Origin of the sequence: Pseudomonas sp. EYE_354, from assembly GCF_023148575.1 — a bacterium.
In the GTDB taxonomy this organism is placed as follows: Bacteria; Pseudomonadota; Gammaproteobacteria; order Pseudomonadales; family Pseudomonadaceae; genus Aquipseudomonas.
Window position 1 is genome coordinate 34,373 of sequence record NZ_JAHXNQ010000019.1, and the last position, 23,500, is coordinate 57,872.

At 61.2% G+C, this 23,500-nt stretch carries 19 protein-coding genes; 10 read left to right on the forward strand and 9 right to left on the reverse strand.

What is annotated here, in order from left to right:
• The first annotated feature begins 100 nt into the window (after window positions 1–100).
• The 10 genes from KZX66_RS22605 to KZX66_RS22650 all read left to right on the forward strand — a co-directional run bounded on the left by KZX66_RS22605 (window position 101) and on the right by KZX66_RS22650 (window position 14,536).
• The gene (locus KZX66_RS22605; RefSeq protein ID WP_248083459.1) at window positions 101–1,960 is read left to right on the forward strand and encodes an extracellular solute-binding protein; all 1,860 of its coding nucleotides are present in this window, start codon (window positions 101–103) and stop codon (window positions 1,958–1,960) included.
• A complete protein-coding gene (yejB, locus tag KZX66_RS22610; RefSeq protein ID WP_248083460.1) occupies window positions 1,960–3,021 on the forward strand; it encodes a microcin C ABC transporter permease YejB in 1,062 nt (353 codons plus the stop codon). Before KZX66_RS22605 ends, yejB begins: the two co-directional genes overlap by 1 nt.
• A complete protein-coding gene (locus KZX66_RS22615) occupies window positions 3,021–4,043 on the forward strand; it encodes an ABC transporter permease (RefSeq protein WP_248083461.1) in 1,023 nt (340 codons plus the stop codon). Before yejB ends, KZX66_RS22615 begins: the two co-directional genes overlap by 1 nt.
• Before the next feature lie 10 nt (window positions 4,044–4,053).
• Window positions 4,054–5,628: an ABC transporter ATP-binding protein gene (locus KZX66_RS22620; RefSeq protein ID WP_248083462.1), complete on the forward strand. Its 1,575-nt coding sequence runs from the start codon at window positions 4,054–4,056 to the stop codon at window positions 5,626–5,628.
• Window positions 5,625–7,019: a sigma 54-interacting transcriptional regulator gene (locus tag KZX66_RS22625; RefSeq protein ID WP_248083463.1), complete on the forward strand. Its 1,395-nt coding sequence runs from the start codon at window positions 5,625–5,627 to the stop codon at window positions 7,017–7,019. The genes KZX66_RS22620 and KZX66_RS22625 overlap by 4 nt, the downstream gene beginning before the upstream one ends.
• A 294-nt stretch (window positions 7,020–7,313) precedes the next feature.
• Window positions 7,314–8,705 carry a GntP family permease gene (locus KZX66_RS22630; protein ID WP_248083464.1) on the forward strand — a complete coding sequence of 464 codons (1,392 nt, stop codon included), beginning with the start codon at window positions 7,314–7,316 and terminating at the stop codon, window positions 8,703–8,705.
• A 7-nt stretch (window positions 8,706–8,712) separates the two neighbouring features.
• Window positions 8,713–9,486 carry a 3-hydroxybutyrate dehydrogenase gene (locus tag KZX66_RS22635; RefSeq protein WP_248083465.1) on the forward strand — a complete coding sequence of 258 codons (774 nt, stop codon included), beginning with the start codon at window positions 8,713–8,715 and terminating at the stop codon, window positions 9,484–9,486.
• A gap of 99 nt (window positions 9,487–9,585) precedes the next feature.
• Entirely contained in the window at window positions 9,586–11,538 is a 1,953-nt protein-coding gene (locus tag KZX66_RS22640) for an acetoacetate--CoA ligase (RefSeq protein ID WP_248083466.1), read from the forward strand.
• 141 nt (window positions 11,539–11,679) lie between these two features.
• Window positions 11,680–14,229, forward strand: coding sequence for a PAS domain-containing sensor histidine kinase (locus KZX66_RS22645; RefSeq protein ID WP_248083467.1), 2,550 nt, complete (start codon window positions 11,680–11,682; stop codon window positions 14,227–14,229).
• Window positions 14,230–14,260: 31 nt separating this feature from the next.
• Window positions 14,261–14,536: a peptidylprolyl isomerase gene (locus KZX66_RS22650; protein WP_003174397.1), complete on the forward strand. Its 276-nt coding sequence runs from the start codon at window positions 14,261–14,263 to the stop codon at window positions 14,534–14,536.
• Window positions 14,537–14,573: 37 nt separating this feature from the next.
• On the opposite strand, the gene KZX66_RS22655 is transcribed toward KZX66_RS22650, so the two are convergent.
• The 9 genes from KZX66_RS22655 to KZX66_RS22695 form a co-directional block, all read right to left on the reverse strand.
• Window positions 14,574–15,482: a sugar kinase gene (locus tag KZX66_RS22655; RefSeq protein WP_248083468.1), complete on the reverse strand. Its 909-nt coding sequence runs from the start codon at window positions 15,480–15,482 to the stop codon at window positions 14,574–14,576.
• 40 nt (window positions 15,483–15,522) lie between these two features.
• A complete protein-coding gene (locus tag KZX66_RS22660) occupies window positions 15,523–16,731 on the reverse strand; it encodes an amino acid deaminase (RefSeq protein WP_248083469.1) in 1,209 nt (402 codons plus the stop codon).
• 8 nt (window positions 16,732–16,739) lie between these two features.
• Window positions 16,740–17,504, reverse strand: coding sequence for an IclR family transcriptional regulator (locus KZX66_RS22665; RefSeq protein WP_248083470.1), 765 nt, complete (start codon window positions 17,502–17,504; stop codon window positions 16,740–16,742).
• 78 nt (window positions 17,505–17,582) lie between these two features.
• Window positions 17,583–17,972, reverse strand: coding sequence for a RidA family protein (locus KZX66_RS22670; protein ID WP_124433008.1), 390 nt, complete (start codon window positions 17,970–17,972; stop codon window positions 17,583–17,585).
• Between the two features lie 15 nt (window positions 17,973–17,987).
• Window positions 17,988–18,770: an amino acid ABC transporter ATP-binding protein gene (locus KZX66_RS22675; protein WP_248083471.1), complete on the reverse strand. Its 783-nt coding sequence runs from the start codon at window positions 18,768–18,770 to the stop codon at window positions 17,988–17,990.
• Window positions 18,767–19,429, reverse strand: a complete 663-nt coding sequence (locus KZX66_RS22680; protein WP_248083472.1) for an amino acid ABC transporter permease — start codon at window positions 19,427–19,429, stop codon at window positions 18,767–18,769. The genes KZX66_RS22675 and KZX66_RS22680 overlap by 4 nt, the downstream gene beginning before the upstream one ends.
• 10 nt (window positions 19,430–19,439) lie before the next feature.
• A complete protein-coding gene (locus KZX66_RS22685; protein WP_065878346.1) occupies window positions 19,440–20,102 on the reverse strand; it encodes an amino acid ABC transporter permease in 663 nt (220 codons plus the stop codon).
• A gap of 52 nt (window positions 20,103–20,154) precedes the next feature.
• Window positions 20,155–21,003: a transporter substrate-binding domain-containing protein gene (locus KZX66_RS22690; RefSeq protein ID WP_248083473.1), complete on the reverse strand. Its 849-nt coding sequence runs from the start codon at window positions 21,001–21,003 to the stop codon at window positions 20,155–20,157.
• A gap of 721 nt (window positions 21,004–21,724) precedes the next feature.
• Entirely contained in the window at window positions 21,725–23,290 is a 1,566-nt protein-coding gene (locus KZX66_RS22695) for a TerC family protein (protein WP_248083474.1), read from the reverse strand.
• Window positions 23,291–23,500 lie beyond the last annotated feature (210 nt).

Here is a 23,500-nt window from a genome sequence, read left to right on the forward strand (position 1 = left end):
CCCGCCTTATGGTGGGCCGTTGTGCATGTGATGACTGGCGACGCTGATGCCGTTAGCGTACAAATCCTTATTCTTCTTTACGCGGCGTTCAAGACTGATAATGCGATTGGCCTTCTCGACCCTATTGAGCTCCACCCTTGCCCTGCTGCTGGCCAGTGCCGCCGTGAGCGCGGCGCCACAACCGTACCTCACGGTGTACGGCGAAGCGGCCAAGTACCCTGCCGGTTTCAGCCATTTCGACTATGCCAACCCCAATGCCCCCAGGGGCGGCAGCTTAAAGCGTTCGGCTATCGAGATCGGACGCTTTGACCATGTACTGCCTTATATCGACAAAGGCATCGGCGTGTCCCAGGTCGACGGCTGGCTCTATGCGCCCCTGGCCCAGCGCTCCCTGGATGAACCCTATACCGTCTATGGCCTGGTGGCGGAAAAAATGGAGCGCGCCGAGGACGGCCTGTCACTGCGTTTTTACCTGAACCCCAAGGCACGCTTTGCCGACGGCAAGCCCATCACCGCCGAGGACGTACGCTACAGCTTCGACTTGTTGATGACCCAAGGCAGCCTGCGCTTTCGCACGCTGTTCGCCGACGTGAAACAGGTTGAAGTGGAAGGCGAGCGCCAAGTGCGCTTTGACTTTTCCAGCAACGAAAATCGGACCCTGCCCCTGGATCTTGCCACCCTGCCGGTGTTCCCCGAACACTGGTGGAAAACTCGCGACTTCGCCAATGGCGGCGGCTATGAAGCGCCGCTGGGCAGCGGCCCGTATAAAGTCAGCAAGATCGACGGCGGCAATACCATCACTTTTACCCGCGACCCGAACTGGTGGGGCAAAGACCTGCCCGTGAGTCGCGGCCTGTACAACTTCGATCACCTGAGCCTGGAGTACTTCGGCGACACCGAAGTGGCCCGCCAGGTGCTGCGCGGCGGCGCCTATGATTTCAATCGCGAATTCTCCGCCACCGGCTACTCCATCGGCTACAACGGTCCGGCCCTGGACGACGGCCGTCTGCAACGCGCCCATTTGGCCAAAGAGATGCCGCAACCGGCGCAAGGTTACGTGTTCAACGTGCAAAAGCCGATGTTCAAAGACCGCCGCGTGCGCCAGGCCCTGGCGATGCTGTGGGACTTCGAATGGGCCAACCGGCAGATGATGCGCAATATGTACATCCGCCAGCAGAGCTTCTTTTCCAATAGCCCGCTGGCCGCCAGCCAACCCCCGACAAAGGAGGAACTGGCAATTCTGGAACCCTTGCGCGGGCAAGTGCCTGAGGAGGTGTTCAGCCAGGTATTCAAGGCGCCGGTCACCGATGGCAGCGGCATGATCCGCGATAAACAGCTGCAAGCCCTGGCCCTGCTGGAAGCAGCAGGCTGGAAACCCGACGGCGACAAGCTGGTCAACGCCGAAGGCGAGCCGCTGGAGTTTACGTTTCTCAACGCCCAGGCGGGCCTGGAACGTCTGTTGCTGCCCTACAAGCGCAACCTGGCGCAGATCGGCATCACCTTGAATATCCGCCGTATCGACTCATCCCAGTACGTCAACCGTTTGATGACACGGGATTACGACATGATCGTCACCGGCTTTCCGGTGACCACGTCGCCGGGCATGGAGCTGTACAACTATTTCGGCTCGAGCGCGGCCTTCGATCCGGGCGCCAATAACTACATGGTGCTCAAGGATCCCGCCGTCGACAGCCTGATCAAGGGGTTGGTCAAAGCCGACACCCAGCAAAAAATGCTCACCTACGCCCATGCTCTGGACCGGGTGCTGCAATGGAACTACCTGTGGATCCCCAACTACTACCCGCCCGGCACCTCCGCCGCGTGGTGGAACCGTTTCGGCCGCCCGGCCGTCGAGGCCAAGAACGACGAGGCCCTGGAAACCTGGTGGGAAATCAGCCCTGTACCACTGACCAATGAGCAGATGAGCGCCGAACTGAAAAAACGCGCAGGAGCCCGCTGATGTTTGCCTATATCGTGCGGCGCCTGCTGCTGATCATCCCGACCCTGGTGATTATCCTGCTGGTGAATTTCGTGATTGTGCAGGCCGCCCCCGGTGGTCCGGTGGAACAGGCCATTGCCCACCTGCAGGGGATTGGCGGCGGTGGTGTCGGCGGTTCATCCGGTGAAGGCATCAGCAGTGGTTCGCGCGCCAGCCGCGGCCTGGACCCCAAGCTGATCCAGGACATCGAGAAACAGTACGGCTTCGACAAGCCCGCGCCGGAACGCCTCTGGCTGATGCTCAAGAGCTATGCCCAACTGGATTTTGGGAACAGCTTCTTTCGCGGCAAGACGGTGATCGACCTGATCCTGGAAAAAATGCCAGTCACCATTTCCCTGGGACTGTGGGCCACGCTGATCACCTATCTGGTGTCTATCCCCCTGGGCATCCGCAAGGCCGTACGCCACGGCAGCAGCTTTGATGTATGGAGCAGCACGGCCATCGTGATCGGCTATGCGATGCCCGCGTTTCTGTTTGCCATGTTCCTGATCGTGGTGTTTGCCGGGGGCACGTCGCTGAACTGGTTTCCGGTGCGTGGTCTGGTCTCGGAAAACTTCGAAGAGCTGACTGCCGTCGGCAAGATTGCCGACTACTTCTGGCACTTGGTGCTGCCGGTAACGTCCCTGGTGATCGGCGGCTTCGCCACCCTGACGATTCTCACCAAGAACTCGTTCCTCAATGAAATCACGCGCCAATACGTGGTGACGGCACGGGCCAAAGGCTTGAGCGAGCAACGGGTGCTGTACGGCCACGTGTTCCGCAACGCCATGCTGCTGGTGATTTCGGGGATTCCCCAGGCGTTCATCAGCGTGTTCTTCGCTGGTTCGCTCTTGATCGAAGTGATCTTTTCCCTCGACGGCCTGGGCCGCATGAGTTACGAAGCCGCCGTGTCACGAGACTATCCGGTGGTGTTCGGTTCGTTGTTTATCTTCACGCTGTTCGGCCTCTTGATAAAACTCATCGGTGACCTCTGCTACACCCTGGTGGACCCGCGTATCGACTTCGCCGCGAGGAACGCTTGATGATCAACTTGTCTCCCGTTGCCCGTCGGCGTTTCGAACGGTTCAAGAAGAATCGCCGTGGCTGGTGGTCGCTGTGGCTGTTTATCGGCCTGTTTATCCTGACCCTCGGCGGCGAACTGATTGCCAACGACAAACCCCTGGTGCTGAGCTACAAAAATGAGCTGTATTTCCCGGTGTTCAAGCGCTACACCGAGCAGCAGTTCGGAGGCCAACTGCCGTTCCAGGCCGACTACCGCAGCGATTACGTGCAAAAGCTGATCAAGAAGGAAGGCGGCTGGATGCTGTTCCCGCCCATCCCGTTCAGCGATGACACGCCCAACTACGAACTGACCCGACCTGCCCCCAGCCCCCCGTCTGCGGTGAACTGGCTGGGCACTGATGATCAATCCCGCGATGTGCTGGCGCGGGTGATCTTCGGTGCCCGGGTGTCGATCCTGTTTGCCCTGGCGCTCACCGCCATCAGCGCGGCTATCGGCATCGCCGCCGGGGCCTTGCAGGGTTACTACGGCGGCTGGGTGGACTTGATCGGGCAACGAGTGCTTGAGGTGTGGTCCGGCTTGCCGGTGTTGTACCTGTTGATCATTTTGTCGGGTTTTGTCGAGCCGAATTTCTGGTGGTTGCTGGGCATCATGGCGTTGTTTTCCTGGTTGGCCCTGGTGGACGTGGTGCGCGCCGAGTTCCTGCGCGGGCGCAACCTGGAGTACGTCAAGGCCGCTCGCGCCTTGGGCCTGAGCGACGGCAAGATCATTCGCCGGCATATCCTGCCCAATGCGATGACCGCGACGTTGAGCTATCTGCCGTTTATCTTGACCGGGGCAATTTCCACCTTGAGCGCCCTGGACTTTCTTGGCTTCGGCATGCCCGCCGGCAGCGCCTCGCTGGGTGAGCTGATTGCCCAGGGCAAGCAAAACCTGCAAGCACCGTGGCTGGGCCTGACGGCGTTTTTTACCTTGGCGCTGATCCTGTCGCTGCTGGTCTTTATCGGCGAGGCGTTGCGTGACGCCTTCGACCCACGTTCATGAGTGAATCCCGATGAACCTGATCGAAATCCGCGACCTCAGCGTCGCCTTCAGCGGCCAGACCGTCGTCAACAAGCTGTGCCTGGACGTGCGTCCCGGCGAGTGCCTGGCGCTGGTGGGCGAGTCCGGATCGGGCAAGTCGGTCACGGCCCATTCGATCCTGCAACTGCTGCCCGAGGCCGGCACCCACACCACCGGTTCAATCAAGTATCGCGGCCAGGAGTTGATCGGTGCACCGGCCGCCACGTTGCAGAAGCTGCGCGGGAACCGCATTGCGGTGATCTTCCAGGAGCCGATGACCTCGCTGAACCCGCTGCACAGTATCGAAAAGCAAATCGGCGAAACCCTGTTGCTGCACAAGGGGCTGGGCGCCAAGGCCGCGCAGGCGCGCATTCTCGAACTGCTCGAACTGGTGGGCCTCCAGAACCCCAAGGAGCGCCTCAAGGCTTACCCCCATCAGCTGTCCGGTGGCCAACGCCAGCGGGTGATGATCGCGATGGCCCTGGCCTGCGAACCGGAATTGCTGATCGCCGACGAACCCACCACCGCGCTGGACGTGACCGTGCAGCGCAAGATCCTGCTGCTGCTCAAGTCCCTGCAACAACGCCTGGGCATGTCGCTGCTGCTGATCAGCCACGACCTCAACCTGGTACGCAGCATGGCCCAGCGGGTGTGCGTGATGCGTGCCGGCGAGATTGTCGAGCAGGCCGACTGCGAGACCTTGTTTGCCGCGCCGAAACACCCCTACAGCCAATTGTTGCTGGACGCCGAACCGTCGGGCGATGTGCTGTGCAGCGACCCGCGTGAGACGGTTCTGGAAGTGAACGACCTGACCGTGCAGTTTCCCCTTGGCGGCGGGCTGTTCCAGCGCAAGACGTACTTGCGCGCGGTGGACGGCATCAGCCTGCGCGTGCAGCGCGGCAAGACCCTGGGCATTGTCGGTGAATCAGGTTCGGGCAAGTCCACCCTGGGCCAGGCGATTTTGCGCTTGATCGACTCCAGCGGCAGCATCCGTTTCCAGGGCGCAGCCCTCGACCCACTGAACCACCAGCAAATGCGTCCATGGCGCAAGCAAATGCAGGTAGTGTTTCAAGATCCCTACGGCAGCCTCAGCCCGCGTATGTCGGTGCAGCAGATCATCAGCGAAGGTCTCGAAGTGCATGCGCCGTGCAGCCTGGCCGACCGTGATGCACAAGTGATCCAGGTGCTCAAGGATGTGGGCCTGGATCCCGCCAGCCGCCATCGCTACCCCCATGAGTTTTCCGGCGGCCAGCGCCAACGCATCGCCATCGCCCGCGCCCTGGTGCTCAAGCCGGCGCTGATGCTGCTGGACGAGCCGACCTCCGCGCTGGACCGCACCGTGCAGAAACAAGTGGTCGCGCTGTTGCGCGAACTGCAGGAAAAATACGGCCTGACCTACCTGTTCATCAGCCATGACCTGGCAGTGGTACGTGCCATGGCCCACGACATGATCGTGATCAAGGACGGCAAGGTGGTGGAAAGCGGCGCCAGCCACGATGTCTTTGAGTCACCGCAACATCCCTACACTCGGGAGTTGCTGACTGCAGCGTGCGGACTGTCGACATGAGCACCCGCCTCAGCGACTACCAGCAGGTTCGCGGCCTGGCCATCCAGTCGCTGTTCGAGATCATCGAGCAGTCCAGCGAAGGCACGGTGATTGTCGACCGCGACGCCAATATCGTGTGGATGAACGAGCGATACGCCAAGCGCTTCGGTCTTAACAGCGCCGAAGAAGCCATCGGCCAACCGTGCGAGCAAGTGATCTCCAACAGTCTGTTGCGCCAGGTGGTGCGCAGCGATCTGCCGATTCTGCTGGATATCCAGGACACGCCCAAAGGCCCCTTGGTGGTGATGCGCCTGCCGATCCATGACGACGCGGGCGCGGTGATCGGGGCGATTGGGTTTGCGCTGTTCGATGAGTTGCGCAACCTGTCGCCGCTGATCGAACGCTACCTGAGCATGCAGCAGGAGTTGGCCTCTACCCGCTCGCTGCTGCGTAAACGCCAAAGCAAGTACAACTTTGCGCACTTTATCGGCACCAGCGCCGCCAGCCTCGACGTCAAACGCCGGGCGCGACGCAGTGCAAGTGCCGAGTCGCCGGTGCTGCTGCTCGGTGAAACCGGTACCGGCAAAGAGTTGCTGGCCCAGGCCATTCATGGGGCTTCGCCCAGGGCGCACAAAGCGTTTGTGAGCATCAACAGCGCGGCCATTCCCCACGACTTGCTGGAGGCCGAGTTCTTTGGCACCGCACCGGGCGCGTTCACCGGCGCCGACCGCAAAGGCCGTCCCGGCAAATTCCAGATCGCTCAGGGCGGCACCCTGTTCCTCGATGAAATCGGCGATATGCCGCTGCCGTTGCAAAGCAAACTGCTGCGGGTGTTGCAGGAGAAGGAATTCGAACCGGTAGGTTCCAACGAAATGCTGCACAGCGATGTGCGGGTGATCGCGGCCACGTCCATGGACCTGGAAGCGGCGATCAAGCGCGGTGAGTTTCGCGCCGACCTGTATTACCGGTTGAATGTGCTGCCGATCCAGGTGCCCCCGCTGCGCGAGCGTCTGGAAGATATTCCGGCGTTGAGCGAAGCGATCCTCGAAGACCTGAACAGCCGGCATGAGCTGGACCAGGAAGCCCTGACACTGTTGGCGCAGCATGCATGGCCGGGGAACATCCGCGAGTTGCGCAATGTGCTGGAGCGCGCGGCGTTGTTGAGTGATGACCTGGTGTTGAATGCCGGGGAGATTCGCGCGGCGATTGGCACGTTCACTCCGGTGGCGCGTGGCAGTGCCGTGGCGGCGGTAGAAGGCGAGACGTTCGCGGCGGCGCGGGAGCGGTTTGATCGGCAGGTGATTGGCGCGGCGCTCAGGGAATGTGAGGGGAATGTGGTGGAAGCGGCCAGGCGGTTGGGGCTGGGCAGGTCGACGCTCTATAAGAAAATGGTTGCACTGGGCATCGCCTAGTCTCACATAAGAGACCACTATCTCTATAAAGAGACATATATTTGAGCGCGAGCTTGCTTGGGAAAAGTCAGGCGCGAAAAGCAGATCTGCTGAATAACAGCGCTTCATTAGGGCCTTGCGCCCTCTCATATTTGATCTTGGCTTGTCTCAAAAAAGAGATACGTGCTGAATCTTTGTTTGTCAGCCCTTAAAATTTCCATATTTTTCAATACTTTGAAGATATGGCACGTATCTCGCTATAGCCTTTCCCACAGCACCACCCACAAAAATAACAATCCCATCTGGAGACACACCATGAGTGTGATCATTGCCCTGGCAGCTCTCGCGCTGTTGATGCTGGCTGCCTACCGTGGCTATAGCGTTATCCTGTTTGCCCCTATCGCCGCCCTCGGCGCGGTCCTGCTCACCGACCCTTCCGCCGTCGCCCCTGCGTTTACCGGGGTGTTCATGGAGAAAATGGTCGGGTTTATCAAGCTGTATTTCCCGGTGTTCCTGCTCGGCGCGGTGTTCGGCAAGCTGATTGAGCTGTCGGGCTTTTCGCGGTCCATTGTGGCCGCCGCAATCGGTTTGCTCGGCACGCGTCAGGCAATGCTGGTGATCGTGCTGGTCTGCGCCCTGCTTACCTACGGCGGCGTGTCGCTGTTTGTGGTGGTGTTTGCGGTGTACCCGTTCGCAGCGGAGATGTTCCGCCAGAGCAATATCCCCAAGCGGCTGATTCCGGCAACCATCGCCCTCGGCGCATTTTCGTTCACCATGGACGCATTGCCCGGCACGCCGCAGATCCAGAACATCATCCCCAGCACCTTCTTCAACACCACCGCCTGGGCGGCGCCGTGGCTGGGCTTGATCGGCACGGTCTTCGTGTTCTGCGCCGGCATGCTCTACCTGGCACGCCAACGCAACAAAGCCCAGCGAGCGGGTGAAGGCTACGGCACCGAGCTGCGCAACGAGCCGGAAACCGCCGAGAACCTGACCCTGCCCAACCCGTGGATCGCGCTGTCGCCGTTGATTCTGGTGGGGCTGATGAACCTGCTGTTCACCCACTGGATACCGCAGTGGTATGGCAAGACCCACAGCCTCAGCCTGCCAGGCATGAGCACGCCGGTAACCACCGACATTGCCAAGCTCACGGCGATCTGGGCGGTGCAGGCGGCGTTGCTGGTGGGGATTATCGTGGTGCTGGTGTTCGGCTTCTCGGCGATCAAAAGCAAGTTGGCCGAGGGCAGTAAAAGTGCGGTCAGCGGTGCACTGCTGGCGGCGATGAACACCGCGTCGGAGTACGGCTTTGGTGCGGTGATCGCCTCGCTGCCGGGCTTTCTGGTGCTGGCGGACTGGCTCAAGGGCATCCCCAACCCGTTGGTCAATGAAGCGATCACCGTGACGCTGCTGGCCGGTATCACCGGTTCCGCCTCCGGCGGCATGAGTATCGCGCTGGCGGCCATGTCCGAGAGTTTTATTGCGGCGGCCCATGCGGCCAATATCCCCCTTGAAGTGCTGCACCGGGTGGCCGCCATGGCCAGCGGCGGCATGGACACCCTGCCCCACAACGGCGCGGTGATCACGCTGCTGGCGGTCACCGGGCTGACCCACCGCGAAGCCTACAAAGACATTTTCGGCATCACGATTATCAAGACCCTTGCGGTGTTCGTGGTAATCGGTACTTTCTACGCCACCGGCATTGTGTGAGGTTTGCATGACAACATTGAACGGCAAGACCGCCCTGGTCACCGGCTCCACCAGCGGCATCGGCCTGGGCATCGCCCTGAGCCTGGCGAAAGCCGGCGCCAATCTGGTCCTCAACGGCTTTGGCGACGCCAGCGCGGTGATCGCCCAGGTGCAGGCGTTTGGCGGCAAGGTCGGTCATCACCCGGCGGACGTCAGTGACCCGGCGCAGATCGCCGACATGATCGCCTATGCCGAGCGCGAATTCGGTGGCGTGGACATTCTGGTCAATAACGCCGGCATCCAGCACGTGGCCGCCGTCGAAGACTTCCCTGCGGAGCGCTGGGACTCGATCATCGCCATCAACCTGTCCTCGGTGTTCCACAGCACGCGCCTTAGCCTGCCAGGCATGAAGGCCAAGGGCTGGGGACGTATCGTCAACATCGCCTCGGTGCATGGTCAGGTCGGTTCGGTGGGCAAAGCGGCCTATGTAGCGGCCAAGCACGGGGTGATCGGGCTGACCAAAGTGGTAGGCCTGGAGACGGCCACCAGCAATGTGACCTGCAATGCGATCTGCCCAGGCTGGGTGTTGACGCCGCTGGTGCAAAAGCAGATTGATGATCGCATCGCCACGGGGGTGGACCCGCAACAGGCGCAGCACGATTTGCTCGCGCAGAAGCAGCCATCACTGGAATTCGTCACGCCGCCGCAGTTGGGTGAACTGGTGCTGTTTTTGTGCAGCGAAGCGGGCCGCCAGGTGCGCGGTGCTGCGTGGAATATCGACGGCGGCTGGCTGGCACAATAAAACCGGACGCCGACGCTCTACTGTGGGAAGGGACATGCTCGCTCCCACCGTTGAGCTATGTTGACAGCTAGATGTTTACAAGAATAAGAGACCTTGCTGATGTCCGAAATCCTCTGGCAACCCTCCCCCGAACGCATCCGTCACACGCGGATGGACCAGTTCCGGCGCTTTATCAATGATCGCCATGGCGTGCAGCTCAATGACTACCCAGCCCTGCACCAATGGAGCATCGACCAGCGCCCGGACTTCTGGCAGGCCATCGTCGCCTTCTTCGACGTGCACTTTCGCAGCCCGCCCATCAAGGCGCTGATCGAAGGTACCCAAATGCCCAGCGCACAGTGGTTTCCCGGTGCGTCCCTGAACTTCGCCGAACACCTGCTGCGCCGCCGTGACGGGCATCCGGCCGTGGTGGCCATCAGCGAAGACGGCCAACGCGAGCAACTCTCCTACGCCGAACTGGCCGCGCACGTCGCCGGCCTGCAGCGCGGCCTGCGGGCTGCCGGTGTGGCCCAGGGCGACCGCGTCGCCGCCTGCATGCCCAATACCTGGCAGACACTGGTGGGCATGCTCGCCACCACCAGCCTGGGGGCGATCTGGTCGTGTTCCTCGCCGGACTTCGGTACCCAGGGCGTGATCGATCGTTTCGGCCAGATCGAACCCAAAGTGCTGATCACCTGCGCCGGTTACCAGTACGCCGGAAAAACCATCGACCAAAGCGCCAAGCTCAATGAAATCCTCGAACGGTTGCCGTCCCTGGAGCAATTGATTGTGGTGCCATATACGCGGCCCGAGGCACGGGTGGAGGACTATCACACCCACGCCAAGGTGGCGCTGTGGAGCGACTTTTACCAACCCGGCGGTGAGCCGCAATTCGTCGCGGTGCCGTTCGACCATCCGCTGTACATTCTCTACTCCAGCGGCACCACCGGTGTGCCCAAGTGCATCATCCACGGCACTGGCGGTGTGCTGCTCACCCACCTCAAGGAACACGGCCTGCATGCCGACCTGTCCCGCGAGGACTGCCTGTTCTACTACACCACCTGCGGTTGGATGATGTGGAACTGGCTGGTGTCGGTGCTGGCCATCGGCGCCACGGCGGTGCTGTATGACGGCTCGCCGTTTCACCCCGGCCCGGAACGCTTGATCGACCTGATCGATGCCGAAAAGATCAGCGTGTTCGGTACCAGCCCCAAATTTCTCACCACCCTGGAAAAGGCCGGGCTGCAACCGCGCCTGAGCCATGACTTGAGCAGCCTCAAGGGGCTGATTTCCACCGGTTCGCCGCTGTCGCCCCAGAGCTACGACTACGTGTACCGCGAGATCAAGGGTGAGCTGTGTTTGTCGTCGATGTCCGGCGGCACCGATATCGTCTCCTGCTTTGTGATCGGTAATCCGGTGCTGCCGGTGCGGCGCGGCGAGATGCAGTGCAAGAGCCTGGCCATGGCGATCGAGGTGTGGGACGACCAGGGCCGGCCGCTGATCGGTGAAAAAGGCGAACTGGTGTGCACGCGGCACTTCCCGGCCATGCCCATTGGCTTGTGGAACGACCCTCAGCAACAAAAACTGCGCGCCTCGTATTTCAGCCAGTTCCCCGGCGTGTGGGCCCAGGGCGACTACGCCGAACAACGCCCCAACGGCAGCCTGTTGATTCACGGGCGCTCCGACGCGGTACTCAATCCCGGCGGCGTGCGCATTGGCACGGCGGAGATCTACCGCCAGGTGGAAAAAGTCCCACAAGTGCTGGAAAGCCTGGCCATCGGCCAACGCTGGCAGGACGATGTGCGGGTGGTGCTGTTTGTGCGCCTGGATGACGGCGTGACCCTGGATGACGCGCTGGAGCAGCAGATCCGCCAGGTGATCCGCGCCAACACCACGCCACGCCATGTGCCGGCCAAGATCCTGGCGGTCAGCGATATACCCCGCACCATCAGCGGCAAGATCGTCGAATTGGCGGTGCGCAACGTGGTGCATGGCGAGCCGGTGAAGAACACCGATGCGCTGGCCAACCCGCAGGCTCTGGAGGCGTTTCGCGACCGTCCGGAACTGGCTTAAAGATGAAAGGTTTCAGCTCTGCAGCCGTCATTTGAAGACAAACCGCCAATGCGTGCTATTTTTCGAGGGGTAGTCAGCCATTCCCCCTCGCGGGATAATCGGCTTTTGTCATATTTCAAAGCGTTACGCTCAGGGCTTTTTATGAAGGGAACATCCACCGGTAGCGAAGCCGCTGCATTGATTGCACGGCTGGACTGGGCGCAAAGCCCCCTCGGTGAGGCCAACGATTGGCCGCAAAGCCTGCGCACAGCCGTGGACATCGTGGTTCACTCGCCGATGCCGATGCTCCTGCTGTGGGGCAAACACCTCACCCAGTTGTACAACGATGGCTTCGCACGGCTGGCCGGCAACAAGCACCCCGAGGCCATGGGCCAACCGGCGCACCAGACCTGGCCGGAACTGGAAAGTTTTACCGCGCCGGTCTACGAGGCGGTGCTCACGGGCCAGGTCCGCACGTTCAGCGAGCAGCGCTTTGTGTTGCAACGCAATCACTGCGACACCGAGATCTGGCTCGACCTGACCTACAGCCCAATCCGCGACGAACGCGGATCGGTGGCCGGCATTCTGGTCACCGCCATCGAAACCAACGAACGCCGCCGCAAGACCCTCGAACTGCAACAGCGCTCCGAAGACAGCCTCAAGGCCCAGCACAACACTGAAGAACGCCTGCAACTGGCACTGGCGGCGACCGATGCGGTGGGCACCTGGGACTGGGATATCGGCGAAGACCGCTTTATCGCCGACGCCCATTTCGCCTACCTGCACGGCGTCGACCCCAGCAACGCCGGCCTGCTGCCCATCAGCGACTACCTGCACGGCGTGCACCCGGAAGACCGCGGCACGGTGGCGCGCAGCATCAAGCATTGCATCACCCATGGCACTGAGTACGCTGAGGAATACCGCCTGCAGCAAGCCGACGGCCAAGTGCGCTGGGTGTTTGCCCGTGGTCGCTGCTACAAGGATCACCAGGGTCGCCCCGCGCGTTTCCTGGGCGCCGCGCTGGACCTCACCGAGCGCAAGCACACCGAGCAGGCCCTGCGCCAAAGCCAGACCGAGTTGCAGTTGATCATCAACGCCATGCCGGTGTTGATCGGCTACGTCGACCACGAGCAGCGCTTTCGCCTCAACAACAGCGCCTACCTTGAGTGGTTCGGCATGACGCCTCAGGAGCTGTACGGCAAGACCATCCGCGAGGTACTCGGCGATGAGGCGTACGCTGAGCGTGAAGACATGATCGCCGCCGCGCTCAACGGCAAAGCTTGCAGTTTCATGACCATTGCCCCGCATCGCGATGGGCGTTCGCGCCATGCGCTGATGAAATACCTGCCGCGCTTCAGCAATGACGGTTCGGTGAATGGCTTCTACATTTTTGTGAACGATGAAACCGAACGCAAACTCACCGAAGAGGCCCTGCGCCACCTCAACGAAAACCTCGAAGAGCGTGTGGCACAGCGTACCCATGCATTGGCCGAGGCCAACCAGCGTCTGCAAAACGAGATGTTCGAGCGCGAACGCGCCGAAGATGCCTTGCGCCATGCGCAGAAAATGGAAGCGGTGGGTCAGCTCACCGGTGGCATCGCCCATGACTTCAACAACATGCTCACCGGGATTATCGGCAGCCTTGACCTGATGCAGCGCTACATCGCCGCTGGGCGCAGTGAAGACATCGGTCGTTTTACCGATGCTGCGGTGTCCTCGGCGCATCGCGCCGCCGCCCTCACCCATCGCCTGCTGGCATTTTCGCGGCGCCAGTCGCTGGACCGTCGCCCACTCGACCCGAACCAGTTGGTAGCCTCTCTGGAAGAGCTGTTCCAGCGCACCAAAGGTGCGCATATCAACCTTAAGGTGCAACTGGGCCACGACATCTGGCCGGTCAACACCGACGCCAGCCAATTGGAAAACGCCCTGCTCAACCTGGTGATCAATGCCCGCGATGCGATGCCGGACGGCGGTGAACTGCTGATCGAGACTGCCAACAGCTACCTCGACGGCACCGACATCACCACCCTCGAGCCGGTCAAGGCCGGCGACTACGTAATGCTTGGCGTGAGCGACAACGGCAGTGGCATGGCGCCGAAGATCCTGGCCAAGGCATTCGACCCGTTCTTCACCACCAAACCCATCGGCCAGGGCACCGGCCTGGGCCTGTCGATGATCTACGGGTTCGCTCAACAATCCGGCGGCCACGTGACCATCCAGAGTGAGCCGGGCCAGGGCACCTGTGTGCGCCTGTACCTGCCGCGCCTGCACGGCACGTCGCTGGAAAGCGAACTGCCCGCCAGCCTCGGCGAAGCGCCGGTAGCCCTGGCCGGTGAAGCTGTGGTGGTGGTCGAGGACGACCCGGCGGTGCGCATGCTGGTGGTCAATGTGCTCGACGAACTCGGCTACACCGCACACCAGGCGGCGGACTCACGCACGGCCCTGCCGCTGCTGGAGTCGGATCTGCGTGTGGACCTGCTGGTCACCGATGTGGGCCTGCCCGGCATGAACGGCCGGCAACTGGCGGAAATCGCCCGCCAGCATCGTCCGGGCCTCAAGGTGCTGTTCATGACCGGTTACGCCGAAACAGCCGCCGAGCGCCAAGGCTTCCTGGAGGACGGCATGGACATGGTGGCCAAGCCGTTTTCCATTGACCTGCTGGCGACTAAAATCCGCAGCATGATCAGCGTTGCCCCACCCGTTCAGGCATAATCGCGCGCCGTCGCACACCTGGTAGAGCCCAATGAAAGCCCAAGCCCGTCATATTCTGGTGAAAACCAGCGAAGAAGCCGAACAGCTCAAACAACGCATCGCCAAGGGCGAGGCCTTTGATGTGCTGGCCAAGAAGTACTCCACCTGCCCGTCCGGCAAGCGTGGCGGCGACTTGGGCGAAGTGCGGCCCGGGCAGATGGTCGGGGCGATTGATGCGGTGATCTTCAAAAAACCGGTAAAAGTGGTTCACGGGCCGATCAAGAGCAAGTTCGGGTATCACCTGGTGCAGGTGTTTTACCGGGATTGAGGGGGCGAGGACCTTTTGGTGACTTGGGGCCATTCACTCACCCTCTGGGAATCAGTGCGCCCGGCACCTGAATCACCCGGCTCGCCAACCGATGCCCCGCCAGCGCAGCCTCTTCTGGCGAACCGCCCGTGAGCCGACTGGCCAGATACGCGGCACTGAACGAATCCCCCGCCGCCGTCGTGTCCACCACTTGTTCGACCTTTAGCGCCGGCACGGCAAAGCGCTCGCCATGGCAGCGGATCAGACACGCATCCGCGCCACGCTTGAGCACCACTTCGGTGATCGCCGGATACGCCGCAAACACCTGTTCGCTGTCGGCGTAACCAAACAAGGCCAACTCGTCGTCCTCGGTCAACAAGGCGATATCCACCTCGGCCAATACCGCCTCATACGCCGCGCGCGCTGCCTCGACACTCGCCCACAGGCGTGGCCGATAGTTGTTGTCGAACACCACCTTGGCGCCACGCCGACGCGCTTCGGTCAGGCTGTGCAAGAGGCGCTCACGCCCAATCGCCCCCAATACCGCCAAAGTGATACCGCTGAAATACAGCACGTCATACGCCGGCAATGCGGCCAGGATCGGTGCGGCCGCCGGGGTGGTGAAACAGTCGCGTACGGCGGCCTCGTTGCGCCAGTACAGGAATTTGCGTTCGCCGTTGGCGTCGGTCTGGATGCAGTACAAACCCGGCAACCGTCCGGGCAGACGCTGGACCCTATCCAGCCCCAGACCTTCATCCGCCCACTGCTGGCACATCGCGTCGCTGAAACGGTCGTCGCCCAGGGCCGTGACGTAGTCGACGTGGCCGATATCGCCCAACTCGCGGCGCAGGTACACCGCGGTGTTCAAGGTGTCACCGCCAAAGCTTTGCTGCAGGCTGCCATCGGCGCGGTGTTGCAGTTCGATCATGCATTCGCCGATCAGGGCGATGCGGGGATTGCTGTTCATGTCTGAGCCTCCGAGTGATCTGTGCTGGCCACGACGCGGTCTAGAAGCAGGTATGCAAAGACTCGATCACCCGCAACTCTTCATCCACCAGGCAGCCGACCTGCCATTTGTCGAAGGTCAGGCACGGATGGGAAGTACCGAAGGAAATGATGTCGCCGATGCGCAGCTCAACCCCTGGCGCCACGACCATGAACGCGTGCTGGTCCATCACCGCCGTGACCTTGCAGGCACTCATGTCATCGCCTTGCGCCGGCACGATGCCCGCCTTGTAGCGTTTGAGCGGCACCGGCAAACCGGCGTCGTAGGCGACGTCGCGTTTGCCTAGGGCGATCACCGCGAAACCCGGCTCGGGCAACGATTGCACATGGGCCCAGACTTCCAGCGCCGGGCGCAGGCCCTCGCTCAAGTCGCTGCGACGGTCGAGCACGCAGCACTGCGCGTCTTTGTAAATCCCGTGGTCATGGGCCACGTAGCTGCCGGGGCGCAACACGCTGAGGAAACGGCCGGCGGCGTTCTGCGCTTCAAAGGACTCGGCGATCAGGTCGTACCAGGCCGAGCCTGATGCGGTGATGATCGGCTTGGGCAAGTCGAACGCGCCCGTGTCTTGCAGGTCCACCGCCAGGCGCACCAGGCTGGCGGCGAAGTCGCGGATCCCGCTGATGGCGTGTTCGCCATGGATCACGCCTTCGTAACCTTCAATACCGGTAAGGGCCAGGGCCGGCTGGGCCTTGATGGCGCGAGCCAGGTCGCGCACCTCCTGCTCGCTGCGGCAACCGCAACGGCCGCCGACCACGCCATATTCAATCATCACGTTCAGGCGCAGACCACGGGCGGCGAAGAACAGGCCCAGGTCGGCGACGTTATCGGGGTGATCGACCATACAGTGGAAATCGAAATCCTTGTCGGCCAGCAATTCGGCGATCAACGCCATGTTAGGCGCGCCCACCAGTTGGTTGGCCATCAACACACGACGCACACCACCGGCATAGGCGGCGCGGGTCTGCACGGCGTTGGCCAGGGTAATACCCCAGGCGCCCTGGGCGATCTGACGCTCAAACAGCGCCGGCATCATGCTGGTTTTGCCGTGGGGTGCCAGTTCGGCGCCGCTGTTACTGACGAAATCCTGCATCCACCGGATGTTGTGTTCCAGCGCCTCGCGATGCAGCACCAGGGCCGGCAGGCTGACGTCGCGGACCAAATGGGCACCGACGGCGGCTGCGCCTTTTTCAACGGCATTGAGGGCAGACATGAAAACTCCTATTCGTTGATGCGGCGGGCGAGGTTGTTGGCGCTTTCGATCAACACCCGGCGATAGTCGTTGTAGTTTTTCAGCGCATCGGCCCGCGGGGCGACGATGCACAGGGTCGCAATGCTGATGCCTTGCGCGTCCCGCACGGGAGCGGCGAAGCAATGGGTAAAGGTGTCGGCCACACTGTCGAAGGAGAAGAACCCATCAAGGGTGGCCTGACGGATTTGCGCCAGAAAAGTGTCCAGCGCCAGGCGCTGGCCGTCCGGCAGGATGAAATCGTCGTGATCGATCAGGTCAACGATCTGCTGATCGCTCAAGTGCCCCAGCAACAGGCGCCCCGAGGCGGTCCAGGGAATGGGCGCGTTTTCGCCGATGTCCGATGAAATCCGGAAGTGCCGTTCACCCTCGCGCATCAGCGCCACGGTGTATTTGCGCCCGTTGAGCAGGCACATCTGCGCGGTCTCGTGGGTCTGGCTGACGATCTCCTGCAAGGCGTGGTCGGCCTCGCGGGTCAGGTCGAAATGACGCAGGTGCGCCTGGCCGAGGAAGTACAGCTGACGACCCAGGTACACGTGACCGTCCTTGCCCACGGTTTCCAGGATGCGCCGCTCCAGCAGGGAGGCGACCAATTCATACACAGTGGACTTGGGGCTGCCGATGCCGCTGGCAATATCATTCGGGCGCAGGGGTTGGCCGACTTCCTTGAGAAAGTCGAGGATATCGAATGCTCGGTCCAGGCCTTTGGCGCGGCGCTTGATGGTGTCTTCGGTCATGGCGGTGTCGGTCCGGTCATAGTGGTCATGCTGCACAGCTGCCGTAGTGGCGCTTGTGCAGCATTCAAATCAGGGCATTTAGCCCTTTTTCCTGTAGGCCACGCAATCGATCTCCACCTTGCAATCGACCATCATGTTCGCCTGTACACAGGCGCGCGCAGGCGCGTGCTCAGGGGTGAAGTACTCACCGAACACCTTGTTGAAACTCCAGAAGTCTCGTGGGTCTTCCAGCCATACGCCCACGCGCACCACGTCCTTGAGTTCGTAACCGGCTTCTTCGAGGATCGCCACCACATTGCGCATGGTCTGCCGGGTTTGTTCGATGATGCCGCCAGTAATGATTTCACCGTCCACTGCCGGCACCTGGCCCGAGACGTAGAGCCAGCCGTCCGCTTCCACCGCACGGGCGAAAGGACGGGGTTGGCCGCCACCGGCGGTGCTGCCGGCGCCGTAACGAGTAATGCTCATAAAAAATGCTCCTGATTAAAAACGAATGTTCTTCAAAAATTCCGCCAGGCGCGGCGACTGCGGCCGTTCGAAGATGTCTTTCGACGAGCCCTGCTCCTCAATACGCCCCTGGTTCATGAATACGATCTGGTCCGAGACCTCATAGGCAAAGCGCATTTCGTGGGTGACCAGCAACATGGTCATGCCCTCTTCCGCCAGGCCCTTGATCACGCTGAGCACCTCGCCCACCAATTCCGGGTCAAGCGCCGAGGTGACTTCGTCGAACAGCATCAGGCTGGGGTTCATCGCAATCGCCCGGGCAATCGCCACCCGCTGTTGCTGGCCGCCGGACAACTGGCCGGGGAAGTGGTTGCGACGCTCCAGCAGCCCTACGCGGTCCAGCCATTTTTCCGCGAGCGCCACGGCCTCGTCCTTGCCCATCTTCTTCACCTTGAGCAGGCCCAAGGTCACGTTCTGCAACGCGCTCAAATGCGGGAACAGGTTGAATTGCTGAAATGCCATACCGGTCATCGCCCGGTGCTGGGCGATCACCCGCTCAGGGTGCCGCACGCGCCTGCCGTCGAGCTCGCTGTAGCCAATGGATTCGCCGTCCAGGGTGATCTGGCCGCCCTGGAACTCCTCCAGCAGGTTGACGCAGCGCAGCAGCGTGGTCTTGCCCGAGCCGCTGGAGCCGATCAAGGTCACCACGTTGCCGCGCTGCATGGACAAGTCGACACCCTTGAGCACTTCGACCGTGCCGTATTGTTTACGCAGGCCGCGAATGTTCAGCAGCGGCTCGGTTGTTTGAGGTTGGTTCATGGCAAGGCCACCCGCTTTTCAATGTAGCGCCCGAATAACTCAATGGCGTAGTTGATGACAAAGAACATAAAGCCTGCGAACAGGTAGAACTCCAGGGTCATAAAGGTGCGCGCGATGACTTGCTGGGTGCTCAGCAGCAATTCGGCCACGCCGATCACCGAGAGCAAGGTCGAAGCCTTGACGATTTCCGTAGAGGAATTGACCCAGGTCGGCAGGATCTGACGCAGCGCCTGGGGCAACAAGACGTAGGTCAGGGACTGGTAGAACGTCAGCCCGATCGCCTTGCCCGCTTCCAATTGCCCACGGGGAATGGCTTGCAGCGCACCGCGGACGATTTCCGACACGTGGGAGCCGCAGAACAGGGTGAGACCGACCGCACCGGCCTGGAAGGCGCTGATCTGCCAACCGAGGGCCGGCAGCATGTAGAAACACGCCAGCACCAGCACAAACACCGGAGTGCCGCGGATCACATCCACGTAGAGACGAAACGGCGCACGCATCCAGAATTTTCCGTAGGTCAGCACCAGGCCGGCAAAGATGCCGATCAGGGTGCCAAAGATGATCGCCAGCGCCGAGCAATAGATGCTGGTCTGAAACCCCGCCCAGAGGGTGTCCCGGGCGATCCACAACTCATGCAGCCAGCTGGGGGACTCGTACATGCAAACCTCCTTAGCGACGGATTGCCAGACGCTGTTCCAGGTAACGGAGCAGCATGGCAATGAGGTAACAGGCAGCGACGTAGAGCGCGGTCGTGACCAGCCAGGTTTCGATCACCCGGTAGCTTTCAACGTTGATCTTGCGGGCGTAATAGGTCAGCTCGGGTACCGCAATCGCAGCGGCCAGCGAGGTGTCCTTGAACAGCGAGATAAAGTTGTTCGACAGCGCCGGCAGCACGTTGCGCAGCATCACCGGCACGGTGATGTAGGCGCGGATACGCCACTCACCCAGGCCGATCGCCAGCCCGGCTTCACGCAAGCCTTTGGGAATATTCAACAGCCCGGCGCGGAACACCTCGGTGAGGTAGGCGCCGGCGTACAGCGACAGGGTGATGATGAACGAGGGGATCTTGTCCAACCGGATGCCCAGGCTCGGCAACGCGAAGTAGATCAACAGGATCAGCACCAGGATCGGCGTATTGCGGATCACCGTCACGTACACCGAGGCGAAGATTCGCAACGCACGGTGCTTGGACAGCATGGCAAACGCCATCAGCAGGCCGATCACGCAACCGATGGCGATCGACAGCAATGCCAGTTGCAAGCCCAGACCGAGCCCCGCCAGCAACGTGTCGAAATCGCGCCATACGGCGGCAAAGTTCAACTGATAGTTCATGGTCAGCAGTACCTAGTTGGGGCGCAATGACGGGCGCCCCGGTTGTTCCGAATCACTTGAATTCAACAGGAAAACCGATCGCCGGCTCTGGCAGGTCGACACCGAACCACTGTTTGAACGAGGCCTTGTAGGTCGGGAATTCCACACCGGTCATGGCTTCATGCAGCGCAGTGTTGACGAAATTCAGCCAGTCCTGGTCGCCACGCTTGACGGCACACGCATAAGTTTGCGGGCTCCAGGCGTACGCCGGACTGCGGTAGCGGCCCGGGTTCTGCACCATCAGGTATTTGACCGAGGACTGGTCGGTGGCGGCGGCATCGGCGCGACCGGAGTTCACGGCCTGGTACATCAGGTCGACGCTGTCGTACTGGTCGACCTTGGCTTTGGGCAACGCCTGGTGCACCAGTTCTTCGGCGTACACGTTTTGCAGCACCGCCACGGTGACGCCGTCGCCAGCCGCCTGCAGGTCTTCAATCTCTTTGTACTTGCTGTTGGCCGGCAACAGCAGACCCACCCCTTCGCGGTAGTACGGCAGGGTGAACGCCACCTGCTGGGCACGGCTGGCGGTGACGGTGATGAACTGACAGCTCATGTCGACCTTGTCGGTCAGCAGGTTGGGAATACGTGCGTCGGACGACTGCACCACGAACTCGACCTTGGTCGGGTCGTTGAACAGCCCTTTGGCCACGATGCGGCCGATGTCGATATCAAAACCCTGCAACTTGCCATCCGCTCCCTGGAAGTGCCACGGCGCATTGGTACTGCCTGTACCCACGATCAGGTGCCCACGCTTGAGCACGTTGTCGAGCTTGCTGTCCGCCGCCTGCACGATGCCTGCGAGGGAAGCCGATGCGGCGAAGAGAAAAACACACGCTGTAAACACGGAAGGTCGGTGATGCATGACAAGCACTCCAAGGGTTGTGTATTCCGCTATAACGGAACTTAGTATGTAACAACGGAATAAACAGCAGAAAGTGTGCCACACATCTGAAGGGCAACCTATCGTCGTCATAAACTCGTTTCTAATCAGCTAGATGGACGGAGCCAGGAGATGAGGCGTTGCGCCAGCATCTGAAATCAAATTGCTACCGAAGGCCCCACGCAGGGGTGACAGCGCCACGGAGGTGCAGCACCGCCCCGTTACCGGGCATGACCGCCCATGGAAAATTCCTCGGGCTGAATTGGCGGTTGGCCCCGCAAAATGACAACGCGAGCGCGTCTACCTGTGAAGGTTGACAGTAGACGCTGGGAATCCTGTGACTTAGCGTACCCCCGACAACATTAAAGCCGGGTGCACAAGGAGGTTCTCATGGGCGTAATCACTTCGGTTATCAAGGACCTTGATGAGTACCATCGGATCCTGAAGAAACACACGCTGGTCATCGTGCTGTTTACCTCACCGTACTGCCAGGCATGTCTCGGGCTTGGCCCACGCTTCCACCGCGTTGCCGAACGGTACGCCGACCGCGTCAAAAGCCTGCTGCTGGACACCAGCCAAACCCCGAGAATCGACGGCGTGGACGGAACCCCTACCCTGGTGGTGTACAAAAATGCCCTTGAGGTAGAAAACCTCAAGGGCATCGGTGAACCGCAGGAACAGGAAGCGATCCTGGAGGAAGTATTCAGTGACTATGCGCCAACGGTACTAACGCCACCTGTGTCACCCGTCGCTCCTCCACCGCCGCAACCGTCAAGCGCCAGCCCTCATGTTCCAGGCTATCGCCCACCCTTGGCAGGCGATCGAGCAGACTCACTACCAACCCTGCCAGGGTTTGATAATCCTGGGTCGCGACCGCCTTGAAGCCGGTACGCTGACGCACTTGATTGAGGTTCAAGGCGCCGTTGGCACGGAAGCCACCGCCTTCCTCGACAATATCCGGCCCCTCGATCTCACTGGCATCCGGTAACTCACCGGCGATGGACTCAAGGATGTCGGTCATGCTCAATACGCCCATGAAATCCCCGAATTCATTGATCACAAAGGCGATATGGGTCGATTCCTGGCGCATCTGCTCCAGGGCATTGAGGATCGAGAAACTCTCCAGCAGGTTGATCGCACGTCGCGCCAAGTGCTCCAGGTTTGGCTCGTTGCCTGCCAGGTACTCCTTGAGCAACTCCTTCTTGTGCACAAAGCCCAAGGGCTCATCCACCGCGCCATTACGGATCAGCGGCAAGCGCGAGTAGGACGAATGCATCAGCTTCAGGCGAATCGTGTCGGCATCATCGGCCAGGTCGATAAAGTCGACCATGGCCCGCGGCGTCATCAGGGTGCGGATCGGCCGCTCGGCCAATTGCAGCACACCGCTGATCATGACCCGCTCACGGCGGTCGAACAGCGGGCCTTGCGCGGCGTCCGACTCACCCAGCAGGTCGGCCACCTCTTCACCCACGTCTTCCACCGCCAGACTGCGACCGCCGAGCAAGCGCATCACCGCATGAGCAGTACGCTCACGCACCGGCAACACACCTTGTGCCGACTTCTTGCGACGGGCGCGGGCGATCTGGTTGAACACTTCGATCAGGATCGAGAACCCGATCGCCGCGTACAGGTAGCCCTTGGGAATATGGAAACCCAGGCCTTCGGCGGTCAGGGCAAAACCGATCATCATCAAAAAGCCCAGACACAGCATGATCACGGTGGGATGGGCGTTGACGAAGCGCGTCAGCGGCTTGCTGGCGACGATCATCAGGCCAATGGAAATGATCACCGCGATCATCATCACCGCCAGTTCGTCGACCATGCCGACGGCCGTAATCACCGCATCCAGGGAGAACACCGCGTCGAGTACCACGATCTGCGCCACGATCGGCCAGAACATCGCATACGCCACATTGCCGGTGCGTTGGGCCACATGGCCCTCCAGGCGTTCGTGCAATTCCATGGTGGCCTTGAACAGCAGGAACACACCACCGAAGAGCATGATCAGGTCACGGCCGGAGAAACTCTTGTCGAACACCTCGAACAGCGGCTGGGTGAGCGTCACGAGCCAGGAAATACTCGCAAGAAGGCCCAGGCGCATGAGCAATGCCAGGGACAAACCGATCAACCGAGCACGGTCGCGCTGCTCCGGCGGCAGCTTGTCCGCCAGGATCGCGATAAACACCAGGTTGTCGATACCCAGCACCAGTTCCAGCACAATCAAGGTCAACAGGCCGAGCCAGGCCGTTGGATCCGCTAACCATTCCATTTATAGAGTCTCTGTATTCGAAATATTCAAAATGCCGGGCACGACAAAGTGCGGTCCATGGGGCCGGACCAAGGGTAGTCGACGGAATACGGGGGGCTTTAGCGGTAACGGCAGCAACGGATGTCTTGGGGAAAGACGACTGGGGGGCTCCGAGAGGGTGTTCATGCATGTCCTACGATTAGAAAAGGACCTGAATCCTACAACCGAAGA

What these genes read in the sequence shown, in the direction of transcription:
- KZX66_RS22605 (WP_248083459.1), top strand. Translation starts at nt 101, where the DNA reads ATGCGATTGGCCTTCTCGACCCTATTGAGCTCCACCCTTGCCCTGCTG.
- yejB (WP_248083460.1), top strand. Translation starts at nt 1,960, where the DNA reads ATGTTTGCCTATATCGTGCGGCGCCTGCTGCTGATCATCCCGACCCTG.
- KZX66_RS22615 (WP_248083461.1), top strand. Translation starts at nt 3,021, where the DNA reads ATGATCAACTTGTCTCCCGTTGCCCGTCGGCGTTTCGAACGGTTCAAG.
- KZX66_RS22620 (WP_248083462.1), top strand. Translation starts at nt 4,054, where the DNA reads ATGAACCTGATCGAAATCCGCGACCTCAGCGTCGCCTTCAGCGGCCAG.
- KZX66_RS22625 (WP_248083463.1), top strand. Translation starts at nt 5,625, where the DNA reads ATGAGCACCCGCCTCAGCGACTACCAGCAGGTTCGCGGCCTGGCCATC.
- KZX66_RS22630 (WP_248083464.1), top strand. Translation starts at nt 7,314, where the DNA reads ATGAGTGTGATCATTGCCCTGGCAGCTCTCGCGCTGTTGATGCTGGCT.
- KZX66_RS22635 (WP_248083465.1), top strand. Translation starts at nt 8,713, where the DNA reads ATGACAACATTGAACGGCAAGACCGCCCTGGTCACCGGCTCCACCAGC.
- KZX66_RS22640 (WP_248083466.1), top strand. Translation starts at nt 9,586, where the DNA reads ATGTCCGAAATCCTCTGGCAACCCTCCCCCGAACGCATCCGTCACACG.
- KZX66_RS22645 (WP_248083467.1), top strand. Translation starts at nt 11,680, where the DNA reads ATGAAGGGAACATCCACCGGTAGCGAAGCCGCTGCATTGATTGCACGG.
- KZX66_RS22650 (WP_003174397.1), top strand. Translation starts at nt 14,261, where the DNA reads ATGAAAGCCCAAGCCCGTCATATTCTGGTGAAAACCAGCGAAGAAGCC.
- KZX66_RS22655 (WP_248083468.1), bottom strand. Translation starts at nt 15,482, where the DNA reads ATGAACAGCAATCCCCGCATCGCCCTGATCGGCGAATGCATGATCGAA.
- KZX66_RS22660 (WP_248083469.1), bottom strand. Translation starts at nt 16,731, where the DNA reads ATGTCTGCCCTCAATGCCGTTGAAAAAGGCGCAGCCGCCGTCGGTGCC.
- KZX66_RS22665 (WP_248083470.1), bottom strand. Translation starts at nt 17,504, where the DNA reads ATGACCGAAGACACCATCAAGCGCCGCGCCAAAGGCCTGGACCGAGCA.
- KZX66_RS22670 (WP_124433008.1), bottom strand. Translation starts at nt 17,972, where the DNA reads ATGAGCATTACTCGTTACGGCGCCGGCAGCACCGCCGGTGGCGGCCAA.
- KZX66_RS22675 (WP_248083471.1), bottom strand. Translation starts at nt 18,770, where the DNA reads ATGAACCAACCTCAAACAACCGAGCCGCTGCTGAACATTCGCGGCCTG.
- KZX66_RS22680 (WP_248083472.1), bottom strand. Translation starts at nt 19,429, where the DNA reads ATGTACGAGTCCCCCAGCTGGCTGCATGAGTTGTGGATCGCCCGGGAC.
- KZX66_RS22685 (WP_065878346.1), bottom strand. Translation starts at nt 20,102, where the DNA reads ATGAACTATCAGTTGAACTTTGCCGCCGTATGGCGCGATTTCGACACG.
- KZX66_RS22690 (WP_248083473.1), bottom strand. Translation starts at nt 21,003, where the DNA reads ATGCATCACCGACCTTCCGTGTTTACAGCGTGTGTTTTTCTCTTCGCC.
- KZX66_RS22695 (WP_248083474.1), bottom strand. Translation starts at nt 23,290, where the DNA reads ATGGAATGGTTAGCGGATCCAACGGCCTGGCTCGGCCTGTTGACCTTG.